Origin of the sequence: Stenotrophomonas sp. PS02297 (assembly GCF_029959705.1) — a bacterium.
GTDB lineage: Bacteria > Pseudomonadota > Gammaproteobacteria > Xanthomonadales > Xanthomonadaceae > Stenotrophomonas > Stenotrophomonas nitritireducens.
Genome location: NZ_JASCOS010000011.1, coordinates 42901 through 65330, shown reverse-complemented (window position 1 = coordinate 65330; position 22430 = coordinate 42901). Strand labels below are relative to the sequence as shown.

At 70.0% G+C, this 22430-nt stretch carries 18 protein-coding genes and 1 pseudogene; 14 read left to right on the top strand and 5 right to left on the bottom strand.

Annotated features, from left to right (window positions below; all coding sequences use genetic code 11):
* Positions 1-121: 121 nt before the first annotated feature.
* Complete coding sequence (locus QMX80_RS04705) at positions 122-631, bottom strand: GNAT family N-acetyltransferase (protein ID WP_282275562.1); 510 nt, start codon at positions 629-631, stop codon at positions 122-124.
* Positions 628-1731, bottom strand: a complete 1104-nt coding sequence (ddlA, locus tag QMX80_RS04700; RefSeq protein ID WP_282275560.1) for a D-alanine--D-alanine ligase — start codon at positions 1729-1731, stop codon at positions 628-630. Before ddlA ends, QMX80_RS04705 begins: the two co-directional genes overlap by 4 nt.
* A gap of 168 nt (positions 1732-1899) precedes the next feature.
* On the opposite strand from ddlA, the gene QMX80_RS04695 reads away from it, so the two are divergent.
* The 4 genes and pseudogenes from QMX80_RS04695 to QMX80_RS04680 all read left to right on the top strand — a co-directional run.
* On the top strand, positions 1900-2547 hold the full coding sequence (locus tag QMX80_RS04695) for an SCP2 sterol-binding domain-containing protein (RefSeq protein WP_282275558.1): 648 nt from the start codon (positions 1900-1902) through the stop codon (positions 2545-2547).
* Positions 2544-4211, top strand: a complete 1668-nt coding sequence (gene ubiB, locus QMX80_RS04690; protein WP_282275557.1) for a ubiquinone biosynthesis regulatory protein kinase UbiB — start codon at positions 2544-2546, stop codon at positions 4209-4211. Before QMX80_RS04695 ends, ubiB begins: the two co-directional genes overlap by 4 nt.
* Positions 4208-4882, top strand: a complete 675-nt coding sequence (locus tag QMX80_RS04685; RefSeq protein ID WP_282275556.1) for a Qnr family pentapeptide repeat protein — start codon at positions 4208-4210, stop codon at positions 4880-4882. Before ubiB ends, QMX80_RS04685 begins: the two co-directional genes overlap by 4 nt.
* A 129-nt stretch (positions 4883-5011) precedes the next feature.
* Positions 5012-5698: pseudogene (locus QMX80_RS04680) on the top strand (pseudouridine synthase); the annotation flags it as partial.
* 4 nt (positions 5699-5702) lie between these two features.
* On the opposite strand, the gene QMX80_RS04675 reads toward QMX80_RS04680, so the two are convergent.
* On the bottom strand, positions 5703-6089 hold the full coding sequence (locus QMX80_RS04675; RefSeq protein WP_282275554.1) for an MAPEG family protein: 387 nt from the start codon (positions 6087-6089) through the stop codon (positions 5703-5705).
* Positions 6090-6205: 116 nt separating this feature from the next.
* On the opposite strand from QMX80_RS04675, the gene arfB reads away from it, so the two are divergent.
* The 9 genes from arfB to dld all read left to right on the top strand — a co-directional run bounded on the left by arfB (position 6206) and on the right by dld (position 17393).
* Positions 6206-6637, top strand: coding sequence for an alternative ribosome rescue aminoacyl-tRNA hydrolase ArfB (gene arfB, locus QMX80_RS04670; protein ID WP_282275552.1), 432 nt, complete (start codon positions 6206-6208; stop codon positions 6635-6637).
* A 60-nt stretch (positions 6638-6697) separates the two neighbouring features.
* Positions 6698-7258 carry a 1-acyl-sn-glycerol-3-phosphate acyltransferase gene (locus QMX80_RS04665; RefSeq protein ID WP_082443527.1) on the top strand — a complete coding sequence of 187 codons (561 nt, stop codon included), beginning with the start codon at positions 6698-6700 and terminating at the stop codon, positions 7256-7258.
* A 3-nt stretch (positions 7259-7261) separates the two neighbouring features.
* On the top strand, positions 7262-8698 hold the full coding sequence (locus tag QMX80_RS04660; RefSeq protein WP_282275551.1) for a deoxyribodipyrimidine photo-lyase: 1437 nt from the start codon (positions 7262-7264) through the stop codon (positions 8696-8698).
* Between the two features lie 111 nt (positions 8699-8809).
* Positions 8810-10966, top strand: coding sequence for a peptidyl-dipeptidase Dcp (gene dcp / locus QMX80_RS04655; protein WP_282275549.1), 2157 nt, complete (start codon positions 8810-8812; stop codon positions 10964-10966).
* A 265-nt stretch (positions 10967-11231) separates the two neighbouring features.
* Positions 11232-11852, top strand: a complete 621-nt coding sequence (gene lepB / locus QMX80_RS04650) for a signal peptidase I (protein ID WP_273081358.1) — start codon at positions 11232-11234, stop codon at positions 11850-11852.
* A 211-nt stretch (positions 11853-12063) separates the two neighbouring features.
* Positions 12064-13722 carry an L-lactate permease gene (gene lldP / locus QMX80_RS04645; RefSeq protein ID WP_282275547.1) on the top strand — a complete coding sequence of 553 codons (1659 nt, stop codon included), beginning with the start codon at positions 12064-12066 and terminating at the stop codon, positions 13720-13722.
* Between the two features lie 55 nt (positions 13723-13777).
* The gene (gene lldR, locus QMX80_RS04640; RefSeq protein ID WP_055766885.1) at positions 13778-14563 is read left to right on the top strand and encodes a transcriptional regulator LldR; all 786 of its coding nucleotides are present in this window, start codon (positions 13778-13780) and stop codon (positions 14561-14563) included.
* The gene (gene lldD, locus QMX80_RS04635) at positions 14560-15699 is read left to right on the top strand and encodes an FMN-dependent L-lactate dehydrogenase LldD (protein WP_273081353.1); all 1140 of its coding nucleotides are present in this window, start codon (positions 14560-14562) and stop codon (positions 15697-15699) included. Before lldR ends, lldD begins: the two co-directional genes overlap by 4 nt.
* Positions 15696-17393: a D-lactate dehydrogenase gene (gene dld / locus QMX80_RS04630; RefSeq protein ID WP_282275546.1), complete on the top strand. Its 1698-nt coding sequence runs from the start codon at positions 15696-15698 to the stop codon at positions 17391-17393. Before lldD ends, dld begins: the two co-directional genes overlap by 4 nt.
* A 66-nt stretch (positions 17394-17459) precedes the next feature.
* Here the strand turns inward: dld and QMX80_RS04625 are convergent, their stop codons facing one another.
* Positions 17460-19541, bottom strand: coding sequence for a S9 family peptidase (locus tag QMX80_RS04625; RefSeq protein ID WP_282275545.1), 2082 nt, complete (start codon positions 19539-19541; stop codon positions 17460-17462).
* Between the two features lie 97 nt (positions 19542-19638).
* A complete protein-coding gene (locus QMX80_RS04620) occupies positions 19639-20607 on the bottom strand; it encodes a LysR family transcriptional regulator (RefSeq protein WP_282275544.1) in 969 nt (322 codons plus the stop codon).
* A gap of 107 nt (positions 20608-20714) precedes the next feature.
* Between QMX80_RS04620 and aceB the strand changes: the two genes are divergently transcribed.
* A complete protein-coding gene (gene aceB / locus QMX80_RS04615; RefSeq protein ID WP_282275542.1) occupies positions 20715-22352 on the top strand; it encodes a malate synthase A in 1638 nt (545 codons plus the stop codon).
* The last annotated feature ends 78 nt before the right edge of the window (positions 22353-22430 follow it).

Here is a 22430-nt window from a genome sequence, read left to right as displayed (position 1 = left end):
CGCGGCGAGAAACATCGCCTGGAGCCTGTGCGGCGTGTCCCTGAGCCTGGCGGTGATCTCCCTGTCCCGCAGGAAGGGATGAAGCGGGCCCGCCGCCGGCCGCGGCCGGCCGGCGGCGGGTTCAGGCGCGCAGCACCCGCTCGAAGTAGGTGACGGTCTTGCCGCCCGGCAGGCGCGCCTGGCCGATCGGCGCGAAGCCCAGTCCACGATGGAACGCCAGCGACGCCGGATTGGGCGGCTCGGCGTTGATCTCGCACACCAGCCGCTGCTGGCCGTGGACCCGCGCGTATTCGATCAGCGAGTCGTACAGGCGCCGCGCAAGGCCGCGGCCGCGCGCGTGTGCGGCCACCACCACGCGGTCGATGTAGACGAAGCGCGGATGGCGCGCGGCCAGCCATGCGAAGTTGGGATTGTCGTACTGCGCGTCCTGGTCGAGGGCGACCAGCAGCGCATCGGCCGCGCCGATGCAGCGCACGAAACAGGCGCGTTCGAGCAGGCGCGCGAATGCGTCCGGCGCCTGCCAGGACAGTTCGACGGCATGCGCGTTGTTGAGCGCCAGCAGGGCCGGCAGATCGTCGCCGGCGGGTACGCGGGGCACGTCGCCGGCATCGGCCAGGGCGGCGCCGGTCATGGGCCGGTGATCGAGCTGCGCAGGGCCTTGTCGGCGGCGTGGCGCTCCAGCGCAAGCTCCACCAGGCGGGTGATCAGCGTGGTGTAGTCCAGGCCGCTGGCGCCCCACAGCTTGGGATACATGCTGATGCGGGTGAAGCCGGGCAGGGTGTTGATCTCGTTGATGACGACCTCGCCGGCCGGGGTGAGGAACACGTCCACGCGCGCCATGCCGGCGCAGTCCAGCGCCTGGTAGGCGGCGATGGCGATCCGGCGGATGCGCTCCTGCGCCTCGGCCGGGATGTCGGCCGGGATCACCGTCTCGGCGCCGTTGGCGCTGATGTACTTGGTGTCGTAGGCGTAGAAGTCGTCGTGCACCACCACTTCGCCGCAGACGCTGGCCTCGGGGTGGTCGTTGCCCAGCACCGCGCACTCGATCTCGCGTCCGGCAATAGCCGATTCGACCAGCACCTTGTGGTCGAAGGACAGCGCCAGCGCCATCGCCGTGCGGAACTCCTCCGCGTCGCGCACCTTGCTCACGCCCACCGACGAGCCCTGGTTGGCCGGCTTGACGAACAGCGGCGTGCCCAGCTGCGCGACCAGCGCGTCGTAATCGGCCCTGGCCGCGGTGGCGCGGCTGAAGCAGACGCATGGCGCCACCGGCAGGCCGGCGTCGCGCAGCAGGCGCTTGGCCACGTCCTTGTCCATCGCCACCGCCGAGCCGAGCACGCCGGAGCCGACGAAGGGCAGGTTGGCCATGCGCAGCAGGCCCTGCAGCGAGCCGTCCTCGCCCAGGGTGCCGTGCACGATCGGGAACACCACGTCGATCTGCGCCAGCGCCGTGGCCGGGTCGCTGGGCACCAGCTGCGCCCGTTCGCGGCCGGGCAGCACCGCCAGCGCATTGCCGGAGCGGTTCAGCGCGATCTTGGCCGGGTCGCCGGGATTGAGCAGGAACTGCTGCGGATCGCTCAGGTGCCAGTGGCCCTGCTTGTCGATGCCGATCAGGCTGACGTCGAAGCGCTCCTTGTCCAGCGCGTCGAGGATGTTCTTCGCCGACTGCAGCGAGACCTCGTGCTCGGCCGAACGACCGCCGAAGATGATGCCGACCCGGGTCTTGCCCATTGCCTGTGTGCTCCTGCCGATTGCGTCTGATGTGTATGCATAGCATGAACCCTGTGGCGCCGATGCGGGAACAGGGGAGGGCGAATGGCAGGTGAATCCGCCCAGCGGGCGGGCCCGGATGGCGCCGCCGGCGCCGTCGCGCGTTCCCGCTTCGGTAGAATGCGGGCCATGCCTGCCTCCCCCTTCAAGTTCATCAAGCCGCTGGCCGGCCGCGCGCTGGAAACGGCGCTGAACCGCGCGCTGGCGCTGGACCCCGATACCCGTGCCGCGCTCGCGCCGCTGGCCGGCCAGCGCATCGCCCTGACCCTGGAATCGCCCGCGCTGGCGCTGCAGATCGGGGTCGAAGGCCAGCGCCTGACGGTCGGCCCGGTGGATGCGTCGCAGGAGCCGGACCTGGCCGTGCGCAGTACGCTGGGCGGGGTGCTGGCGCAGTTGCCGTTCCTGGCCAACGCGCGGCGCAGCCCGGGTGCGCCGCCGGCCGGGCGGGTGAAGGTGTCCGGCGACGCCGAACTGGCGCGGCGCCTGCAGCAGCTGGCCACGCGCTTCGATCCGGACTGGCAGCAGCCGTTCGTGGCGGTGTTCGGCGAGGTGCTGGGCGTGCAGGTCGCGCAGACCCTGCGCGCGGCGCTGGCGCAGGCCCGCCGCGGTGCCACCGACCTGGCGCAGACCGCGGCCGAATACGTGACCGAGGAATCGCGCGACGTGGTGCCGCGCGCCGAACTGGACGCCTTCCACGACGACGTGGACGCGATCCGCGACGACGTCGAGCGGCTGGCCGCGCGCGTGGCGCGCCTGCGCAGCGGAGGCCGGGCATGAAGGCGACCCGCGCGATGTTCCGCGCCAGCCGCATCGGCCGGGTGATGCTGCGCTACCGGCTCGACGACCTGTTCGACGGCACGCCGGCCGAGCGCTGGCTGCGCATCGCCAAACCCTTCGTGCCGCGCGCGCGCGGCGACATCGCCTCGCTGCCGCGCGGCGCGCGCCTGCGCCTGGCGCTGCAGGAACTGGGGCCGATCTTCGTCAAGTTCGGGCAGATCCTGTCCACCCGCCGCGACCTGGTGCCGCCGGACGTGGCGGTCGAACTGACCCTGCTGCAGGACCGGGTCAAGCCGTTCGACGGCGAGCACGCGCGACGGATCGTCGAGCAGGCGCTGGGCCTGCCGGTCGGCGAGGCGTTCGCCAGCTTCGACACCGCGCCGCTGGCCTCGGCCTCGATCGCGCAGGTGCACGCGGCCACCCTGCACGACGGCCGCCAGGTGGTGGTCAAGGTGCTGCGCCCGGACATTGAGCGGCAGATCGACGCCGACATCGCCCTGCTCAGATCGCTGGCCGCGCTGGTCGAGCGCACCCACCCGCGCGCGGACAAGATCCGCCCGCGCGAGGTGGTGGCCGAGATCGAGACCACGCTGGCCGCGGAACTGGACCTGCAGCGCGAAGGCGCCAACGCCAGCGTGCTGCGCCGCTTCTGGGAGGGGTCCGACGATCTGTACGTGCCCGAGGTGATCTGGACCCACACCGCCGAACGCGCGCTGACCCTGGAGCGGGTCTGGGGCATTCCCTCGGACGACATCGCCGCGCTGGACGCGGCCGGCATCGACCGCCGCGCCCTGGCCGCCAAGGGCGTGCGCGTGTTCTACACGCAGGTGTTCCGCGACAACTTCTTCCACGCCGACGCGCACGCCGGCAACATCTGGGTCGACACCGACCCGGCGCGCCGCGACAACCCGCGCTTCATCGCGCTGGACTTCGGCATCATGGGCCAGCTCTCGGAAGAGGACCAGTACTACCTGGCCGAGAACTTCATGGCCATCTTCAACCGCGACTACCGCCGCATCGCCGAACTGCACGTGCAGGCGCGCTGGATGCCGGCCACCGTGCGCATCGACGACCTGGAAGCGGCGGTGCGCGCGGTGTGCGAGCCGTACTTCACCCGGCCGCTGTCGCAGATTTCTCTGGCCGAGGTGCTGCTCAAGCTGTTCCGCACCGCGCAGCGCTACCAGCTGACCCTGCAGCCGCAGCTGATCCTGCTGCAGAAGACCCTGCTCAACATCGAGGGCGTCGGCCGCCAGCTCGACCCGCAGATCGACATCTGGGCGGTGGCCAGGCCGGTGCTCGAACGCATCCTGCGCGAACGCTACAGCCCGCGCCGCGCATTGAAGGAACTGCGCCGCCGGTTGCCGGAGATCATGACCCGCACCCCGGACATGCCGGTGCTGGTGCATGCCTGGCTGCGCCAGCAGGTCGAAGGCCGGCACGAGCTTTCGATGCGTTCGCAGGACATCGTCAACCTCGAGCAGACCCTGCGGCGCATGCAGCGGCGCGTGGTCACCGCCGTGGCCGGCGCCGGCCTGCTGGTGGTGGCCGCCCTGCTGCACGGTTTGCACGCCGGCGGCCCGCAATGGGCGACGGTGCCGCTATGGTCGTGGGTCAGCGGCGGCGCGGGCGTGCTGGCGCTGGCCTCGGCATGGCTGCGGCGATGAGCGCCGGTGCCGCCGCGGCGCCGACGATCGTCAGCAACGAACGGATCGACAAGGACCGCTTCACCGGCGCCAGGGTCGCCAATACGCATTTCCTCAACTGCGATTTCTCCGGCGCCGACCTGACCGGCGCCGAGTTTGTGAACTGCGTCTTCTACGATGCCGGCACCCAGGCCGGCTGCCGCTTCAACGGCGCGCAGCTCAAGGAAGCCAGCTTCCGCCAGTGCGACCTGAGCCTGTGCCGGTTCGCGTTCGCCAAGGCGCTGGGGCTGGAGATCGTCGGATGCAGGGCGCAGGGCGCGGATTTTTCCAATGCCAGCTTCATGAACCAGATCACCGCGCGCACCTGGTTCTGCAGCGCCTTCATCAAGCAGTCCAACCTCAGCTATGCCGATTTCTCCGGGGTGGCGCTGGAGAAATGCGAGCTGTCGGAGAACCGCTGGGTCGGCGCCAACGTCGCGGGTGCGAACTTCAGCGGGTCGGACATGTCCGGCGGGGATTTCTCGTCGCTGGACTGGCGCTCGGCCGACTTCACCCACTGCGACCTGACCGGTTCGGAGCTGGGCGACCTGGACCTGCGCGCGGTCGACCTGGAAGGCGCCAGCCTCGACACCCTGCAGGTCGCGCAGCTGATGCTGCGCATGGGCATCACGGTCGAACCGCTGAAGTCCTGACGTCCGCTTGTCCTACCGCTCCGCTGCCGCGGGGCTCCCACGAACCGGGCCGCGCATGGCGGGCCCGAGCAGGTATGCCGAACGATGGAACACGACACGACGACAGCGATGCCCGACCGGACGTTGCCGGTGCTGTACGCCGACGACTGGCTGGCCGTGGTCGACAAGCCGGCCGGGCTGATGGTCCACGACAGCAAGCTGGCGCACGGGGAGGACGATTTCCTCGCCGACCGCCTGCGCGAGCAGCTGGGCCGGCCGATCTTCCTGATCCACCGCCTGGACCGCGCCACCAGCGGCTGCCTGCTGCTGGCCTTCGACCGCGACACCGCCAGTGCCCTGGGCAAGACCCTGATGGGCGGCGACGTCGAAAAGGATTACCTCGCCGTATGCCGTGGCTGGCCGGCGGAGGAGGCGTTCACGGTCGATCACGACCTGGACGGCGGCCCGGGCAAGCCGGTGAAGAAGCAGGCCATCACCCGTTTCCAACGGCTGATGACCGGCGAGTTGCCGGTGCCGTCGAACGGTTTTGAAACCTCGCGCTACGCGCTGCTGCGCTGCCAGCCGCAGACCGGCCGCTTCCGCCAGATCCGCCGGCATCTGAAGCACGTGTTCCATCACCTGATCGGCGACACCAGCCATGGCGACGGTCGCCACAACCGCACCTTCCGCATGCACGGCGTGCACCGCATGCTGCTGCACGCGCAGCGGCTGTCGTTCCCGCACCCGCAGGACGGACGCCGCATCGAGGTGGAAGCGCCGCTGGACGCCGGGTTCCGCAAGGCATTCCAGCTGCTGGGCTGGAGCGGGGTCTTCTAGGGCTTCAGCCGACCCGCAGCGCGGCCAGCACGATCAGCGCCACCGCGCAGGCGAAGCCGCCCAGCCACGACAGGCTGCGCAGCGGCGGCTTGTCGGCGACGTAGAACATGCCATGCAGGACGCGGAACACCACGAAGGCGATGGCGAGTTGATTGACCAGCGGCGCTTCCACGCCCGCCAGCTGCGCCATGACCACGCCTGCGGCGAACGGCGCGAAATTCTCGAAGGCGTTCAGATGCGCCGCGTTGGCGCGCTGCACGAGGTAGTTGTCGCTTCTGGCGACCCAGGCGCGCGGGTTGCGGTTGTTGTAACCGGGCCGCGCCTTGGCCGCGGCCACCCAGACGTAAGGCAGCAGCGCGGCGATCAACACACACCAGTAAGCGGTCGACATGGGCTGCTCCGTGCGGAAGAAGCCAGCAGCCTAGCAGCCGTTCCGGCGGAGCGGAAAGCCGCCGCGACCGCGTCCGCACGCGCGGCCAGCGGGCCAGGCCGATACAATCGGCCGCCATGGCCAATCCCCCGCTCGCCGTCGACGTGTCGCTGACGATTCCGGAAACGGAGATCGTCGAGCGTTTCGTGCGCGCCAGTGGCGCCGGCGGGCAGAACGTCAACAAGGTGTCCAGCGCGGTCGAGCTGCGCTTCGACGTGGCCGGCTCGGCGTCGCTGCCCGAGCCGCTGCGCGCGCGCCTGCTGGCGCGGCGCGACCGGCGCCTCACCGACGAGGGCGTACTGGTGATCGACGCGCAGCGCTTCCGCACCCAGGAGCGCAACCGCGCCGACGCGCGCGAGCGCCTGGCCGATTTCATCCGCGCGGGGCTGTCGGTGCCGAAGGCACGGGTGGCGACCAAGCCGACCTACGGCTCCAGGCTGCGCCGGCTGGACGAGAAGAAGGGACGGGCGCAGCTCAAGCGCGGCCGTTCGCAACGGAACTGGGAGTAGCGCTTGGACAACACACCGCCGCCGGGCAGGCCGCCGGTCGTTCCCCCCGTTCCCGCGAACGTGCCGCGCGTGGGCGGCAGCGGTTTCGTCCGCTGGCTGGGGCGCGCGATCCTGCGCCTGGGCGGCTGGCGCGTGGTCGGGCCGATCCCCGACCTGCGCAGGGCGGTGGTCATCGCCGCGCCGCACTCGTCCAACTGGGACGGCCTCTGGGGGCTGGCGGCGAAGATGGCGCTGGGCGTGGAGGCGCGCATCCTCGGCAAGGACAAGCTGTTCTGGTGGCCGCTGGGCGCGGTACTGCGCCGGCTGGGCGTGGTGCCGCTGGACCGCAGCTCGCCGCAGGGCACGGTGGGTCAGGCGGTGGCGATGATCCAGGGCAGCGAGCGCATCTGGTTCGCGCTGGCGCCGGAGGGTACGCGCAAGCCGGTGAAGGAATGGAAGAGCGGCTTCATCCGCATCGCGCGCATGGCGCAGGTGCCGATCGTGCCGGCCTATTTCCACTACCCGGAAAAGATCATCGGCTTCGGCGCGCCGATCCACACCAGCGGCGACGATGCGGCCGACATGGCCGTGGTGCGCCAGTGGTACCGGCCGTGGATCGGCCGCAACCGTGGCACGGTGTAGGCGGTGAACACCGCCCTGGTCTGGCTGCGCGACGACCTGCGCCTGGACGACCAGCCGGCCCTGCGCGCGGCGCTGGATCGCGGCCTGCGGCCGCTGCCGGTCTATGTCCATGCGCCGGAGGAGGAAGGCGGGTGGGCGCCGGGCGCGGCGTCGCTGGCGTGGCGCCGGCGGTCGCTGGCGGCGCTGGCCGATGCGCTGGAACGCCGCGGTTCGCGCCTGCTGCTGTCGCGCGGGCCCACGCTCGCGGCCCTGCAGGCGCTGGCCGCGCGCACCGGCGCCGAGGCGGTGTTGTGGACCCGGCGCTACGAGCCGGCCATCGAGCAGCGCGACGCGCACATCAAGCGCAGCCTGCGCCAGGCCGGCCTGCATGCGGAGAGCTTCAACGGCGCGCTGCTGTTCGAGCCCTGGGAGCTGGCGACCCGGCAGGGCGACCCGTACCGCGTGTTCACGCCGTTCTGGAAATCGGCGCGCGCGCACTGGCGGACACCGGCCACCTGGGATGCGCCGGCGCGCCTGCCTGCGCTGGACGCGCTCGACCTGCCCGCGGGAGAACGCCTGGACGACCTGCTGCCGGCCCCGCGGCCCGCCTGGGACGCCGGCTTCTGGCAGCACTCCACGCCGGGCGAGGACGGCGCGCGCGCGGCGTTGCACGCCTTTCTCGACGGCGCGGTACACGGCTACGCGCAGGGCCGCGATTTCGCCGCGCAGGCCGGCACCTCGCGGCTGTCGCCGCACCTGCATCACGGCGAGCTGTCGGTACGGCGGATCGCCGCGGCGGTGCTGGCCGCCGGCGACGCCATCGCCGAGGCCGACCGCGACCGCTTCCTCGCCGAACTGGGCTGGCGCGAATTCGCCCATCATGTGCTGCACCACTACCCGCGGGTTCCCGAACACAACCTCGACCCGCGCTTCGACGATTTCCCGTGGGCGCCGCCGGATGAGGCGCTGCTGGACGCCTGGCGGCAAGGGCGCACCGGCGTGCCCATCGTCGATGCCGGCATGCGCGAGCTGTGGCACACCGGCTGGATGCACAACCGCGTGCGCATGGTGGTGGCCAGCTGGCTGACCAAGCACCTGCGCCAGCACTGGCTGCACGGCGCGCGCTGGTTCTGGGACACGCTGGTGGATGCCGACCTGGCCAACAACACCCAGGGGTGGCAGTGGACCGCCGGTACCGGTGCCGACGCGGCGCCGTACTTCCGCGTGTTCAATCCGGTCAGCCAGGCGCGGCGGTTCGACCCGGATGGCGCCTATGTCGCGCGCTGGGTGCCGGAGCTGGCGGGCCTGCCGCTGCCGGCGCGTTTCGCGCCGTGGGAGCATCCTGAACTGGCGCGCCGGCTGGCGCCGGGCTACCCGGCACGGCCGCAGGTGGAGCTGGCCGCGGGCCGGGAGGGGGCATTGGCCGCCTTCGCCACGCTGCGTCGCGGGCGTGCGGACTGAGCCAAACGACAGGCGCCGCGTACCCACACGCCACCATCGGCACATGCCAGTCCGCGGCCGACGGAGTAGGGTTTGCGATCGCACGCAACCCGTCCCACAGGAGCACGTTACATGTCGCGTACCGTCATTCTGGCCGCCGCCATCAGCCTTGCGCTGGCGGCCTGTTCCGGCAAGGAGTCCACCGCCCCCGTGACCACCGAGACCCCCACTGCCGGCCAGCCGGCCGATGCCTCGGCCAATCCGTTCATGACCGCCAGCGCGCTGCCGTTCCAGGCGCCGGCCTTCGACAAGATCAAGGATGGCGACTACCTGCCGGCGTTCGAGGAGGGCATGCGCCAGCAGCTGGCCGAGATCGGGCAGATCACCGACAACACCGAACCTGCCACTTTCGACAACACCCTGCTGCCGCTGGAGAAATCCGGCGCCATCCTCGACCGCACCAGCCGCGTGTTCTTCAGCGTGGTGCAGGCCGATACCAACCCGGAGCGGCAGAAGATCCAGGAAGAGGTGATCCCGAAACTGGCCGCGCACAGCGATGCGATCCACCTGGACGCCAAGCTGTTCGAGCGGGTGAAGGAGGTCTACGACGCGCGCGCCGGCGCCGGGCTCGATCCGGAACAGCTGCGCGTGGTCGAGGAAACCTACAAGGGCTTCGTCAAGGCCGGCGCCCAGCTCAGCGACACCGACAAGGAAACGCTGAAGCAGTACAACGCCGAGGAAGCCACGCTGGCCAACGATTTCCACAACAAGCTGGTCGCGGCTACCGCTGCCGGTGCGGTGGTGGTCGAGGACAAGGCGCGGCTGGCCGGCCTGTCCGAGGGCGACGTCGCCTCGGCGGCCGAAGACGCCAAGGGCCGCAAGCTCGACGGCAAGTGGGTGCTCGCGCTGCAGAACACCACCCAGCAGCCGGTGCTGATGTCCCTGCAGGACCGCGACCTGCGCGCCAAGGTGCTGGAGGCCTCGGAAACCCGTACCGAGCATGGCGATGCCAACGACACCCGCAAGATCATCCAGCGCCTGGCGCAGCTGCGCGCGGCCAAGGCCAAGCTGCTGGGCTTCCCGAGCTACGCCGCCTACAACCTCACCGACCAGATGGCGCAGAACCCGGCCAATGCGCTGAAGCTGCTGACCGACACCGTGCCGGCGGCGACCGCCAAGGCGCGCGGCGAGCTGGCCGAGATCCAGAAGGTGGTCGATGCGCAGAACGGCGGCTTCAAGGCCGCGGCCTCGGACTGGGACTTCTACGCCGAGCAGGTGCGCAAGGCCAAGTACGACCTGGACGAAGCGCAGATCAAGCCGTACTTCGAACTGGACAACGTGCTGCAGAACGGCGTCTTCTTCGCCGCCAACCAGCTCTACGGCCTGACCTTCAAGGAACGCAAGGACATCCCGGTCTACCACCCTGACGTGCGCGTGTTCGAGGTCAGCGACGCCGACGGCAAGCCGCTGGCGCTGTTCTATGCCGACTACTACAAGCGCGACAGCAAGTCCGGCGGTGCGTGGATGGACGTGTTCGTCGAGCAGGACGGGCTGACCGGCGCCAGGCCGGTGGTCTACAACGTGTGCAACTTCACCAAGCCCGCCGCCGGCCAGCCGGCGCTGCTGAGCTGGGACGACGTGACCACCATGTTCCATGAGTTCGGCCACGCCCTGCACGGCATGTTCTCGAACACCAAGTACCCGAGCGTGGCCGGCACCGGCGTGCCGCGCGACTTCGTCGAGTTCCCGTCGCAGTTCAACGAGCACTGGGCGTCGGACCCGAAGGTGTTCGCCAATTATGCGAAGCATTACCAGAGCAAGGAGGCGATGCCGCAGGCGCTGGTGGACAAGATCGCCAAGGCCAAGACCTTCAACCAGGGCTACGCCACCACCGAGTACCTGGCCGCGGCGCTGCTGGACCTGGCCTGGCACACGCAGGGCGCCGACGCGCCGCAGCAGGACGTGGACAAGTTCGAGGCCGATGCGCTGAAGAAGTACCACGTCGATCTGGCGCAGGTTCCGCCGCGCTACCGCAGCAGCTACTTCGACCACATCTGGGGCGGCGGCTATTCGGCCGGCTATTACGCCTATTTCTGGGCGGAGATGATCGACCACGACGCCTTCGAGTGGTTCAAGGAACATGGCGGCCTGACCCGCGAGAACGGCCAGGTGTTCCGCGACAAGATCCTGTCCATCGGCAACACCCGCGATCTGGCCACCGCCTATCGCGAGTTCCGCGGCAAGGATCCGAGCGTGGAGCCGCTGCTGAAGAACCGCGGGCTGAAGTAAGCCTGGCGGCATCGAAGCGGGAGGGGCGACCCTCCCGCTTTTTTGTTGCCGCCCTCCTTGGGCGGAGGGGCAACGCCTATCCACACGCCGTAGATGCGGGGCTTCACCGGCAATGCCCATGCGGGGCAAGCCCCGCATCTACAGGTCCGACGCGCGGCGATCGTCCGTCAGCCGGGCTTGCCCGGCATTGCCGATGCGTCCACGAAGCCAGGAACTTTCCACGAAGGCCGGCAGTCGATGCTGGACCTGCCGATGGAGTCCCGCCATGACCCGCGACGACCGCGCCGCTTCCGCCCACCCCGTGCTGGCCTGGCTGCGCCGCGAAGCGCTGCCGCTGGCGGCGATGCTTTTGCTGCTGGGCGCGGCGCGCGACACCCTGGCCAATCATTACCAGGTGCCCAGCGGCTCGATGCAGCCGACGCTGCAGCCCGGCGACCATGTCATGGTGGACATGCGCGCCTATGGCCTGCGCCTGCCGTTCACCGGCATCCGCCTGCTCGACACCGGCCACCCGCAGCGCGGCGACGTGGCCGTGTTCGATTCGCCGGCCGACGGCACGCGGCTGATCAAGCGGGTGGTGGCGGTGGCTGGCGACCACGTCGAACTGCACGGCGGTTACCTGCGCATCAACGGCCTGCCGCTGAACCAGGAGCCACGGCAGGAAAGCTTCGGCGCGAAGCAGGTGACGTTGGACCTGGATGCCGGCGGCGGTCCGGACATCGACGGCATCACCATTCCCGAGGGCAAGCTGCTGGTGTTGGGCGACCATCGAGGCAACAGCTTCGACGGCCGCTTCTTCGGACTGGTCGATGCCGACACCGTGTACGGCAAGGCGCGCGCGGTGTTCTGGCGCCGGGGCGAGGGCATGGAGTGGCGGGCGCTGTAGTCGTGCTGCATTGGCCGTGTGTGTATCCGGCTTTCCTTCAAATTGGTCTGTCCAATATCCAGAAAATAGCTGTGCTCTAATGCGCTCTCCACGGAGCGCCTGATTCCATCTGCATCCGTCGGTCCGGTTGTTGCATATTGGTAATACCAATATGCGACGCCGTGCCATGCCTGCCGCGTGCAGGCGCTGTCCTGTCCAATGGGGAGTCGACATGCAGCCTTGGGAACAACTGTACGACCCGGCCGGCAATATCTGGCTGTCCAGCCTGATCGCGCTGCTGCCCATCGCCTTTTTCTTCGTCGCGCTCGCCGTGCTGCGCATGAAGGGCTGGCTGGCCGGCACGCTCACCGTGGCCATCGCCCTGGGCGTGGCGCTGCTGTTCTACCGCATGCCGCCGCTGCAGGCGCTGGGCGCGGCGCTGTACGGCTTCGTCTACGGCCTGTGGCCGATCGCCTGGATCATCCTGGGCGCGGTGTTCCTGTACAAGATTTCGGTCAGGACCGGCCAGTTCGACATCATCCGCGCCTCGATCCTGTCGGTGACCGAGGACCAGCGCCTGCAGATGCTGATGGTCGGCTTCGCCTTCGGCGCGTTCCTGGAGGGCGCGGCCGGCTTCGGCGCGCCGGTGGCGATCACCGCCGCGCTGCTGGTCGGGCTGGGTTTCAAGCCGTTGTACGCGGCAGGCCTGTGCCTGATCGCCAACACCGCGCCGGTGGCGTTCGGCGCGATGGGCATCCCGATCATCGTCGCCGGCCAGGTCACCGGGCTGGACGCGTTCGAGATCGGGCAGATGGCCGGCCGCCAGCTGCCGTTCCTGACCCTGGTCGTGCTGTTCTGGATCATGGCGATCATGGATGGCTGGCGCGGCATCCGCGAAACCTGGCCGGCGGTGCTGGTGGCCGGCGGTTCGTTCGCGCTCGCCCAGTACCTGACGTCCAACTTCATCGGCCCGGAACTACCGGACATCACCGCCTCGCTGGCCTCGCTGGTGTGCCTGACCCTGTTCCTGCGCCGCTGGAAGCCGCGGCGCATCTTCCGCTTCGAGACCGAGGCCAGCGCCGAGGCCGTGACGCTGGCGCAGCAGGCGCCGCGCCACAGCGCCGGGCAGATCGCGCGCGCGTGGTCGCCGTTCCTGGTCCTCACCGCCCTGGTCACGCTGTGGAGCATCAAGCCGTTCAAGGCGCTGTTCGCCGCCGGCGGCGCGCTGGAAGGCTGGGTGCTGAAACTGCAGGTGCCCGGCCTGGACAAGCTGGTGCGGAAGATGCCGCCGATCGTCGATACGCCCTCCGCCTACGAGGCGGTGTACAAGTTCGACTGGTTCTCGGCCACCGGCACCTCGATCCTGCTGGCGGCGCTGATCTCCATCCTCGTGCTGCGCATGCCGGCCAGGGCTGCGCTGTCCACCTTCGGCGAGACCGTGCGCGAGCTGAAAACGCCGATCTATTCCATCGGCATGGTGCTGGCCTTCGCCTTCATCGCCAACTATTCCGGGCTGTCGGCGACGCTGGCGCTGGCCCTGGCGCATACCGGCGATGCGTTCACCTTCTTCTCGCCGTTCCTGGGCTGGCTGGGCGTGTTCCTGACTGGTTCGGATACCTCGTCCAACGCGCTGTTCTCGGCGCTGCAGGCCACCACTGCGCAGCAGATCGGCGTATCGGACGTGCTGCTGGTGGCGGCCAACACCACCGGCGGCGTCACCGGCAAGATGATCTCGCCGCAGTCCATCGCCATCGCCTGCGCCGCGGTGGGACTGGCCGGCAAGGAGGCGGACCTGTTCCGCTTCACCATCCGCCACAGCCTCGCGTTCACGGTGCTGGTCGGGCTCATCACCAGCGCGCAGGCATGGTGGCTGACGTGGATGATCCCGTGAGCGCCATGGCCGGTACGCGACGCGGCTTCACGGTGCGGGGCGGCACAATGGCGGCATGAACATGCATCGCGGAACTCCGCAGCGGGTATCGGACCGGGTCGCCGCGCAGCTGCGCGCGCTGGTTCAGGAGCAACAGCTGCAGGCCGGCGACCGCCTGCCCGCCGAGCGCACGCTGGCGGTGCAGCTGGGCGTGTCGCGTACCGCGCTGCGCGAGGCCATCGCCCAGCTCAGCAGCCAGGGCCTGCTGAGCGCGCGGGTCGGTGGCGGCACCTTCGTGGCCGAACCGGCGGCACGCGCGCGACAGGCCATCGACGAGCCGCTGGCGCCTTACCTGCCGCTGTTCCAGGGCGACCCGGAATACCGCTTCGACGTGCTGGAGATCCGTCATGCGCTGGAAGGCGCGGCAGCGTGGCATGCCGCGCTGCGCGCCACCGCCGAAGACCGCGAGCGCATCGCCCAGGCCTTCCAGACGATGATGGACGCGCATGGCAAGGACGATCCTGCCGGCGAGGCCAGCGCCGACGCCGATTTCCACCTGTCCATCGCCGAGGCCTCGCACAATCTGGTGCTGCTGCAGGTGATGCGCGGCCTGTTCGACCTGCTGCAGACCAACATCTCGCAGAGCCGGGAACGCCTGTACACCTCGCCGCGCACCTTCTCGCCGCTGTCCGACCAGCACCGGGAAATGATGGACGCGGTGCTGGCCGGCGATCCCGTGCGCGCGCGCGCCGCCGCGCTGGCCCACCTGGAGTTCGTGCACACCACGCTGCGCACGCTCGACGACAACGAGGCCCGGCGCGCGCGCGCCTCGCGCCTGCCTTCTTCCACGGCCGACCCATGATCATCTCCGCCTCCACCGACTACCGCGCGGCCGCGCAGCGCCGCCTGCCGCCGTTCCTGTTCCATTACATCGACGGCGGCGCCTATGCCGAGCACACGCTCCGGCGCAACGTGTCCGACCTGGCCGACATCGCCCTGCGCCAGCGCGTACTGCGCGACATGGCCGACCTGAGCCTGGCCACCGAACTGTTCGGCGAGAAACTGGCGATGCCGGTGGCGCTGGCGCCGGTCGGGCTGACCGGCATGTACGCGCGCCGCGGCGAAGTGCAGGCCGCGCGCGCGGCCGACAGCCGCGGCATTCCGTTCACCCTGTCAACGGTCTCGGTATGCCCGATCGAGGAGGTGGCGCCGGCGATCAGGCGGCCGATGTGGTTCCAGCTGTATGTGCTGCGCGACCGTGGCTTCATGCGCAACGCGCTGGAACGCGCGCAGGCGGCGGGCGTCACCACCCTGGTGTTCACCGTGGACATGCCGGTGCCGGGTGCGCGCTACCGCGACGCGCATTCGGGCATGAGCGGCCCGCACGCGGCGCTGCGCCGCTACCTGCAGGCGACGACCCATCCGCGCTGGGCCTTCGACGTGGGCCTGTGCGGGCGTCCGCATGACCTGGGCAACATCTCCGCCTACCGTGGCCACCCGACCGGGCTGGAGGACTACATCGGCTGGCTGGGCAGCAACTTCGACCCGTCGATTTCGTGGAAGGACCTGGAGTGGATCCGCGAGTTCTGGAAGGGGCCGATGCTGATCAAGGGCATCCTCGACCCGGACGACGCGCGCGACGCGGTGAAGTTCGGCGCCGACGGCATCGTCGTTTCCAACCATGGCGGCCGCCAGCTCGACGGCGTGCCGTCCACCGCGCGCGCGCTGCCGGCGATCGCCGATGCGGTGCAGGGCGAGCTGAAGATCCTTGCCGATTCGGGCATCCGCAACGGCCTGGACGTGGTGCGCATGCTGGCGCTTGGCGCCGACGGCGTGCTGCTCGGCCGCGCCTTCGTCTATGCGCTGGCCGCGCAGGGCGAAGCCGGCGTCGCGAATCTTCTCGACCTGATCGCAAAAGAGATGCAGGTAGCCATGACCCTGACCGGCGCGCGCCGCATCGCCGACATCGGCCGCGACTCGCTGGTGCGGCTGCCGTGAGCGACGCGCTGCTGGCGCGCCTGCGCGGAGCGGTCGGCGCCGGCCATGTGCTGACCGGCGACAAGGCCACGCGCCGTTTCCGCAGGGGCTATCGCTTCGGCGATGGCCCGGTGCTGGCGGTGGTGCGGCCGGGCACGCTGCTGGAACTGTGGCGCGCGCTGCAGGCGGCGGTGGAGGGCGGTGCGGCGATCATCCTGCAAGCGGCCAATACCGGCCTGACCGGCGGCTCCACGCCCGATGGCGACGACTACGGACGGCCCGTCGTGCTGGTCAGCACGCTGCGCCTGGCCGGCATCCAGTTGCTGGACGGCGGCCGCCAGGTGTTGTGCCTGCCCGGCGCCACGCTCGACCGGCTGGAAAAGGTGCTGGCGCCGCTGGGCCGCGAACCGCATTCGGTGATCGGTTCCTCGTGCATCGGCGCTTCGGTGCTGGGCGGCATCTGCAACAACTCCGGCGGCGCGCTGGTGCGGCGCGGGCCGGCCTATACCGAGATGGCGCTGTTCGCGCAGGTCGGTGCCGATGGCCGGCTGCGCCTGGTCAACCATCTCGGCATCGCGCTGGGCGGGAGCCCGGAGGAAATCCTGCAGCGCCTGCAGGCCGGCGGCTACACGGCGGCCGATGTCGGCGCCGGCGAGGGCCGCGCCGCGTCCGATCCGGATTACGCCGCGCAGGTGCGGCAGGTGGATGCCGCCACGCCGGCGCGCTTCAACGCGGATCCGGCGCGGCATTACGAAGCCGCAGGGTCGGCCGGCAAGCTGGCGGTGTTCGCGGTACGCCTGGACACCTTCGAGAAGGAGCCGGCGGAGGTCTTCTACATCGGCAGCAACCGCACCGAAAGCCTGACCGCGATCCGCCGGCAGCTGCTCACCGGCTTCGAGCGCCTGCCGATTTCCGGCGAGTACATCCACCGCGATGCGTACGACATCGGCGAGCGCTACGGCAAGGACGTGTTCCTGTTGATCGACAGGCTCGGCACCGCGCGCGTGCCGGCCGTGTTCGCGTGGAAGAGCCGCATCGACGGCTGGTTCGAGCGGCTGGGCCTGCGCGGCGCGAGCGACCGCGCGCTGCAGGCGCTGGCCGGGCTGCTGCCCGCGCACCTGCCGCCGCGCATGGGCCAGTTCCGCCAGCGCTATGAACACCACCTGCTGCTGAAGGTTTCCGCGCGTGACGCGGCGGAAACCGAGGCCTGGCTGCGCGGCTTCTTCGACGGCCACGAAGGCGGCTTCTTCCATTGCAGTGCCGATGAGGGGCGCAAGGCCTTCCTGCACCGCTTCGCCATCGCCAGCGCGGCGGTGCGCTACCGCGAGGCGCACCGCGACCGCGTCGAGGACATCGTCGCGCTGGACATCGCGCTGCGCCGCGACGACCGCGACTGGTTCGAGCGGCTGCCGGCCGATCTCGATGCGCGCCTGCTGCACAAGCTGTATTACGGCCACTTCCTGTGCCACGTGTTCCACCAGGACTACATCGCGCGCAAGGGCGAGGATCCGCTGGCGATCGAGCACGCGATGTGGGCGCTTCTGGACGCGCGCGGCGCCGAATATCCGGCCGAGCACAACGTCGGCCATCTGTATCCGGCCAAACCCGCGCTGGCCGATTTCTACCGGCGCCTGGACCCGAGCAATACCTTCAACCCGGGCATCGGCCGGACCAGCAAGCAGGCGGGCTGGAAGGGCTGCGACTGCGCGCCTTGAGCGGCCGCGCCGCGCCGCGGGAAGCGGCCCGATCCCATGGACCGGGCCGCCTGCATTACGCCCGCCTCAGCGGCGGATGTCCTGGACGTGGGTGCGGATCGCGTCGGCCAGGCCGGGCACGCCGTCCGCGCCGGCCGGCACGGTGATGCTCGAACCGTTGAAGTCGGTGCCGATGGGTTGCGCGCGGCCGCCCAGGCATTGCGCCAGGAAGCCTTCGGTCACGGCGTTGAACGCCTTGTTGTTCTCCGGGCGCGCGAAGCCATGGCCTTCGTCCGGGAACAGCACGTAGGTGACCGGGATGTGCTTTTCGGTCATCGCCTTGACGATCTGGTCGCTCTCGGCCTGGTGCACGCGCGGGTCGTTGGCGCCCTGGCCGATCAGCAGCGGCTTGCTGATGCTGGCGACGCGGGTCAGCGGCGAGCGTTCGGCCAGCAGCTGCTTGCCGGCCGCGGTGCGCGGATCGCCGACGCGCCTGGCGAACTGTTCGAAGAACGCGGCCCAGTACGGCGGGATGGTGGACAGCAGCGTGTCGAGGTTCGACGGGCCGACGATGTCCACGCCGCACTTGAACGTCTCGGGGGTGAAGGTCAGCCCGACCAGGGTGGCGTAACCGCCGTAGCTGCCGCCCATGATCGCGACCTGCTCCTTGGTCGTGACGCCGTTCTTGACTGCCCAGTCCACCGCATCGATCAGGTCGTCGTGCATCTTGCCGGCCCATTCGCCGTCGCCGGCATTGGTGAAAGCCTTGCCGAAGCCGGTGGAACCGCGGTAGTTGACCGCCAGCACCGCATAGCCGCGGTTGGCCAGCCATTGGTGATAGCCGTTGTAGCCATAGTCGTCGCGCGCCCACGGCCCGCCATGCACCAGCAGCACCAGCGGCACCGGTGCGTCGGCCTTGCCGTCGCCATTGGCGTCCGCGGTCCGGGGCAGGGTGAGATAGCTGACCAGGGTCAGGCCGTCGCGCGAGCGGATTTCCTGCGGCCACTGCGCCACCAGCGCCTTGCCTTCCAGCGCCGGGCGCGCGGAGAACAGTTTTTCCGGTGTGCCGCCGCGCGCATAGCGGTAGTACGCGGCCGGCGTTTCGGCGGCGGAGTAGGCGACGATCCAGGTCTTGTCGTCGAGCGTGCGCGAGGTGACGCTGAAGCTGCCGGGGCCGATGGCCTTGAGCTTCTCCAGGTCGGGGGCGACGGCGGGATCGATCGCCTTCCACTCGTTCTTCAGGTAATTGACCGCCACCGCCTGCGCGCGCTGGGTCGTCGGCTCGTCGAGGGCGTCGCTGATATCGGCGCGGGCATCCTCGAAGACCAGCGTCTTCGCGCCCGTGCCGGTATCGATGGCGTACAGCGCCGCGGTGTCGCGGCCGCGCGAATCGAAGAAGTACTGGGTCCTGCCGTCGCTGGTGTAGCCACCGGGGAAGCTGGTCAGCGAGTCGGCGAACGGGATTTCGCCGCTGACCTTCCAGCCGCCCTTGCCGTCGGGTTCGAGCAGGTCGTTGCCGCCGTCGTCACGCGCGCGGCTGGCCATCCTGACCTTGAAATCCGGGTCGGCGATGTAGCCGGCGATCTGCTGGCTGTTCTTCTGCAGCAGCGTGCGCTGGCCGCTGGCCAGGTCCACTCGGTACAGGTCGTGCCATTTCGGGTCGCGGTCGTTCATCGCCACCAGCACCGACTCCGGATGCAGGTGGCTGACGCCGACCACCTCGGCGCGGGTGTTCGGGAAGTTGCTCAGGTCGCGCGCCTGCCCGGAGCCGAGGTCCACCGAGAACAGGTGGAAGTTCTCGTCGCCGCCGGTATCGCGCAGGTACAGCAGGGTGTCCGGCCGGTGGCTCCAGAAGTACTGGCGGATGCCGCGCGCCTTGTCCTCGGTCACCGCGCGCGCCTTGCCGATGTCGTCGGCCGGGGCGACCCAGACGTTCAGCACGCCGTCGACCGCGGCGACCCAGCCCAGGTATCTGCCGTCGGGGCTGATCTGCACGTTGGCGCGTTCGGGGTTGCCGAACAGGGCATCGCGCGGGATGAGTTCGGGCGGAGCGGCCGGCGCGGCGGCGGTTGGCGCCATCTGCGCGTCGCTGCCGGCCGGCGTGCCGTTGCAGGCGGAAAGGCTGAGTGTGAGGGCGAGACTGACAGCGAACAGCAGAGTGCGATCCATGGCGAAACTCCGGTAGGCCGCGCTGGCGGGTGCGGCAACGCTAGCGCGGAAGCGGGCATCAAGCGTTAAGCCGGAGGCCGCCGGCCGGACGCGGCGTTCACCGCTCCGAAGGCCCGGTGTCGTCGTACTGGCGCGGGGCGAACAGATCCGGGCGGATCAGCTCTATGAAGGCGCGCGCCTGCGGCGAAAGCACCTTGCCGCGGCGCACCGTTACCCCGTAGCTGCGCTTGGGGAAGTAACGCGCCATCGGGCGGATCGCCAGCCGCTCGCGGTCGGCTTCGTTGAGGCACAGCGCGGTGACGATGGAGATGCCCATGCCCATCGCCACGTACTGCTTGATCACCTCCCAGCCGCCGACCTCCAGTGCCACGGTGTAGGGCACGCGGTGGCGCTGGAACACCAGGTCCACCAGCCGCCAGGTGATCTGCCGCTTCGGCGGCAGGATCAGCGGGCAGGACGAGAGGTCTTCCAGGGTGAGCTCGCGCCTGCCGGCCAGCGGGTGTCCGCGCGGGGCGATCAGCACCTGCTCGAAGTCGTAGACCGGCGCGTAGCTCAGGTCGCCCGGCACATCCAGCATCGAGCCGACGGCCAGGTCGGCGGCGTCGCTGCGCAGCAGTTCGGTGCCGTCGGCGCTGATCGCGTCCTGCAGGGTGAGCCGCACTTCGGGATGGCGCTGGCGGAACTCCTCGACGATCTTCGGCAGCAGGTACAGGATCGTCGACGAATTCGCGGCGACGGTCAGTTCGCCCGCGTCCAGCCCGCGGACCTTGTCGCGGAAGCTGGCCTCCAGCCCGTCCAGGCTCTCCACCAGCGGCTGCGCCATCTCGTACAGCAGTTGGCCCTCGCGGCTGGGCACCAGGCGCCGGCCGCTGCGCTCGAACAGCACCACCCCCAGCTCCCGTTCCAGCGCCTGCAACTGCAGGCTCACCGCCGGCTGGCTGACGAACAGGGCCTCCGACGCACGCGAAACCGAGCCCAGGCGGACCGTCTGGCAGAACGCGCGCAGCGGCTTGAGCCGGTCGGACTTGTAGGAAAAACGCGGACTTGCGGGCTTGTTTCCGGTCATCCCGGTCTATTATTAGCACAACTTATGTTGGATATTGCAAAAACTGTTTTGATAAATAAGCCGCTCCGGCGGCACGGTGGAATCCCCGACACACGCAGGTTTCCGCCATGTCCGCCGTCGCCGCCGCCATCCCGTCCGTTCCCGCCCGCCCGACCCCGGGCATCACCGTGGCCGCCCGGCTCGCCGGCCAGGCGGCGCTGCTGCCGGCCGGGGCGCTGGCACTGCTGGTGTCGCTGCACCGGGCGGTGGAGCCCGAGCGGCAGGCGCGGCTGGCGGCGCGGCGCCAGCGCCAGGCCTTTTTCGACCAGGGCGGCCTGCCGGACTTCCGCGCCGACACCGCGTCCATCCGCGAAGGCGACTGGACGGTGGCGCCGATCCCGGCCGCGCTGCAGGACCGTCGCGTCGAGATCACCGGCCCGACCGATCCGAAGATGGTGATCAACGCGCTGAACTCCGGTGCCCGGGTGTTCATGGCCGACTTCGAGGATTCGACCTCGCCGACCTGGCGCAACCTGCTGGCCGGCCAGCAGGCGCTGGCCAGTGCGGTGCGCGGCGACCTCGACTACACGGCGCCGGCGGTGGGCGGCAAGCCCGGCAAGCACTACGCGCTGCGCCCGTTCGAGGAGCAGGCGGTGCTGATCGTGCGGCCGCGCGGCTGGCACCTGGACGAGAAGCACGTGCTGGTCGACGGCCAGCCGATCGCCGGCGGCCTGTTCGACGCTGCGGTGTTCGCCTTCCACAACGCCCGCGCGCTGATGCGCCGTGACCGCGGCCCGTACTTCTACCTGCCCAAGCTGCAGTCGATGGAGGAGGCGGCGCTGTGGGAGGCGGCGCTGTCGCACATCGAAGGCATGCTCGGCCTGCCGCACGGGCAGATCAAGGTCACGGTGCTGATCGAGACGCTGCCGGCGGTTTTCGAGATGGACGAGATCCTGCACGCGCTGCGCGGGCGCATCGCCGGCCTGAACTGCGGGCGCTGGGACTACATCTTTTCCTACCTGAAGACCTTCCGCCGGCATGCGGACAAGGTGCTGCCCGAGCGTGGCCAGGTGACGATGACCCAGCCGTTCCTGAAGGCCTATTCGGAACTGCTGATCCAGACCTGCCACCGCCGCGGCGCGCATGCGATGGGCGGCATGGCCGCGCAGATCCCGATCAACCATGACGCGGCCGCCAACGAACAGGCGATGGCGCGGGTGCGCGCGGACAAGCTGCGCGAGGTCACCGCCGGCCACGACGGTACCTGGGTGGCGCATCCGGCGCTGATCCCGGTGGCGCGCGCGATCTTCGACGAATACATGCCGGCCGCGAACCAGCACAACGTGCTGCGTCGCGATGTGCAGGTCTGCCGCGACGACCTGATCGCGCCCTGCGCCGGCACCATCACCCGCGCCGGCTTCGAGAACAGCGTGGAAGTGTGCGTGCGCTACATGGCCGCGTGGCTGGACGGCAATGGCTGCGTGCCGATCCACAACCTGATGGAGGACGCCGCCACCGCCGAGATCAGCCGCAGCCAGATCTGGCAGTGGCTGCATGCCGGCAACCAGCACCTGGACGACGGCACGGCGATCGACTTCGCCCTGCTGCAGAGCACGCTGCGCGCGCTGCCTGCGCGGCTCGGCGACACCGCCGCGCTGCCCGGCGGCGGCCACATCGCCCAGGCCATCGACCTGCTCGACGAGCTCAGCCGCGCCGACGGACTGGCCGAGTTCCTGACCCTGCCGGCGTACCGGCAGATCGACTGACGGTTTCCTTCCTTCCTGTCCTTTCCCCGTACCTGTCCTTCCTCGTAGGAGCGGTTTCAGCCGCGACGGAGCTTTCCC

Bases quoted from the DNA above. Each gene is read 5' to 3' on its own strand.
- QMX80_RS04625 (WP_282275545.1), bottom strand. From the start codon at position 19,541: ATGGATCGCACTCTGCTGTTCGCTGTCAGTCTCGCCCTCACACTCAGC.
- lldR (WP_055766885.1), top strand. From the start codon at position 13,778: ATGAACATGCATCGCGGAACTCCGCAGCGGGTATCGGACCGGGTCGCC.
- dcp (WP_282275549.1), top strand. From the start codon at position 8,810: ATGTCGCGTACCGTCATTCTGGCCGCCGCCATCAGCCTTGCGCTGGCG.
- aceB (WP_282275542.1), top strand. From the start codon at position 20,715: ATGTCCGCCGTCGCCGCCGCCATCCCGTCCGTTCCCGCCCGCCCGACC.
- arfB (WP_282275552.1), top strand. From the start codon at position 6,206: ATGGCCAATCCCCCGCTCGCCGTCGACGTGTCGCTGACGATTCCGGAA.
- ddlA (WP_282275560.1), bottom strand. From the start codon at position 1,731: ATGGGCAAGACCCGGGTCGGCATCATCTTCGGCGGTCGTTCGGCCGAG.
- QMX80_RS04620 (WP_282275544.1), bottom strand. From the start codon at position 20,607: ATGACCGGAAACAAGCCCGCAAGTCCGCGTTTTTCCTACAAGTCCGAC.
- lepB (WP_273081358.1), top strand. From the start codon at position 11,232: ATGACCCGCGACGACCGCGCCGCTTCCGCCCACCCCGTGCTGGCCTGG.
- lldD (WP_273081353.1), top strand. From the start codon at position 14,560: ATGATCATCTCCGCCTCCACCGACTACCGCGCGGCCGCGCAGCGCCGC.
- lldP (WP_282275547.1), top strand. From the start codon at position 12,064: ATGCAGCCTTGGGAACAACTGTACGACCCGGCCGGCAATATCTGGCTG.
- QMX80_RS04695 (WP_282275558.1), top strand. From the start codon at position 1,900: ATGCCTGCCTCCCCCTTCAAGTTCATCAAGCCGCTGGCCGGCCGCGCG.
- QMX80_RS04685 (WP_282275556.1), top strand. From the start codon at position 4,208: ATGAGCGCCGGTGCCGCCGCGGCGCCGACGATCGTCAGCAACGAACGG.
- QMX80_RS04705 (WP_282275562.1), bottom strand. From the start codon at position 631: ATGACCGGCGCCGCCCTGGCCGATGCCGGCGACGTGCCCCGCGTACCC.
- QMX80_RS04675 (WP_282275554.1), bottom strand. From the start codon at position 6,089: ATGTCGACCGCTTACTGGTGTGTGTTGATCGCCGCGCTGCTGCCTTAC.
- ubiB (WP_282275557.1), top strand. From the start codon at position 2,544: ATGAAGGCGACCCGCGCGATGTTCCGCGCCAGCCGCATCGGCCGGGTG.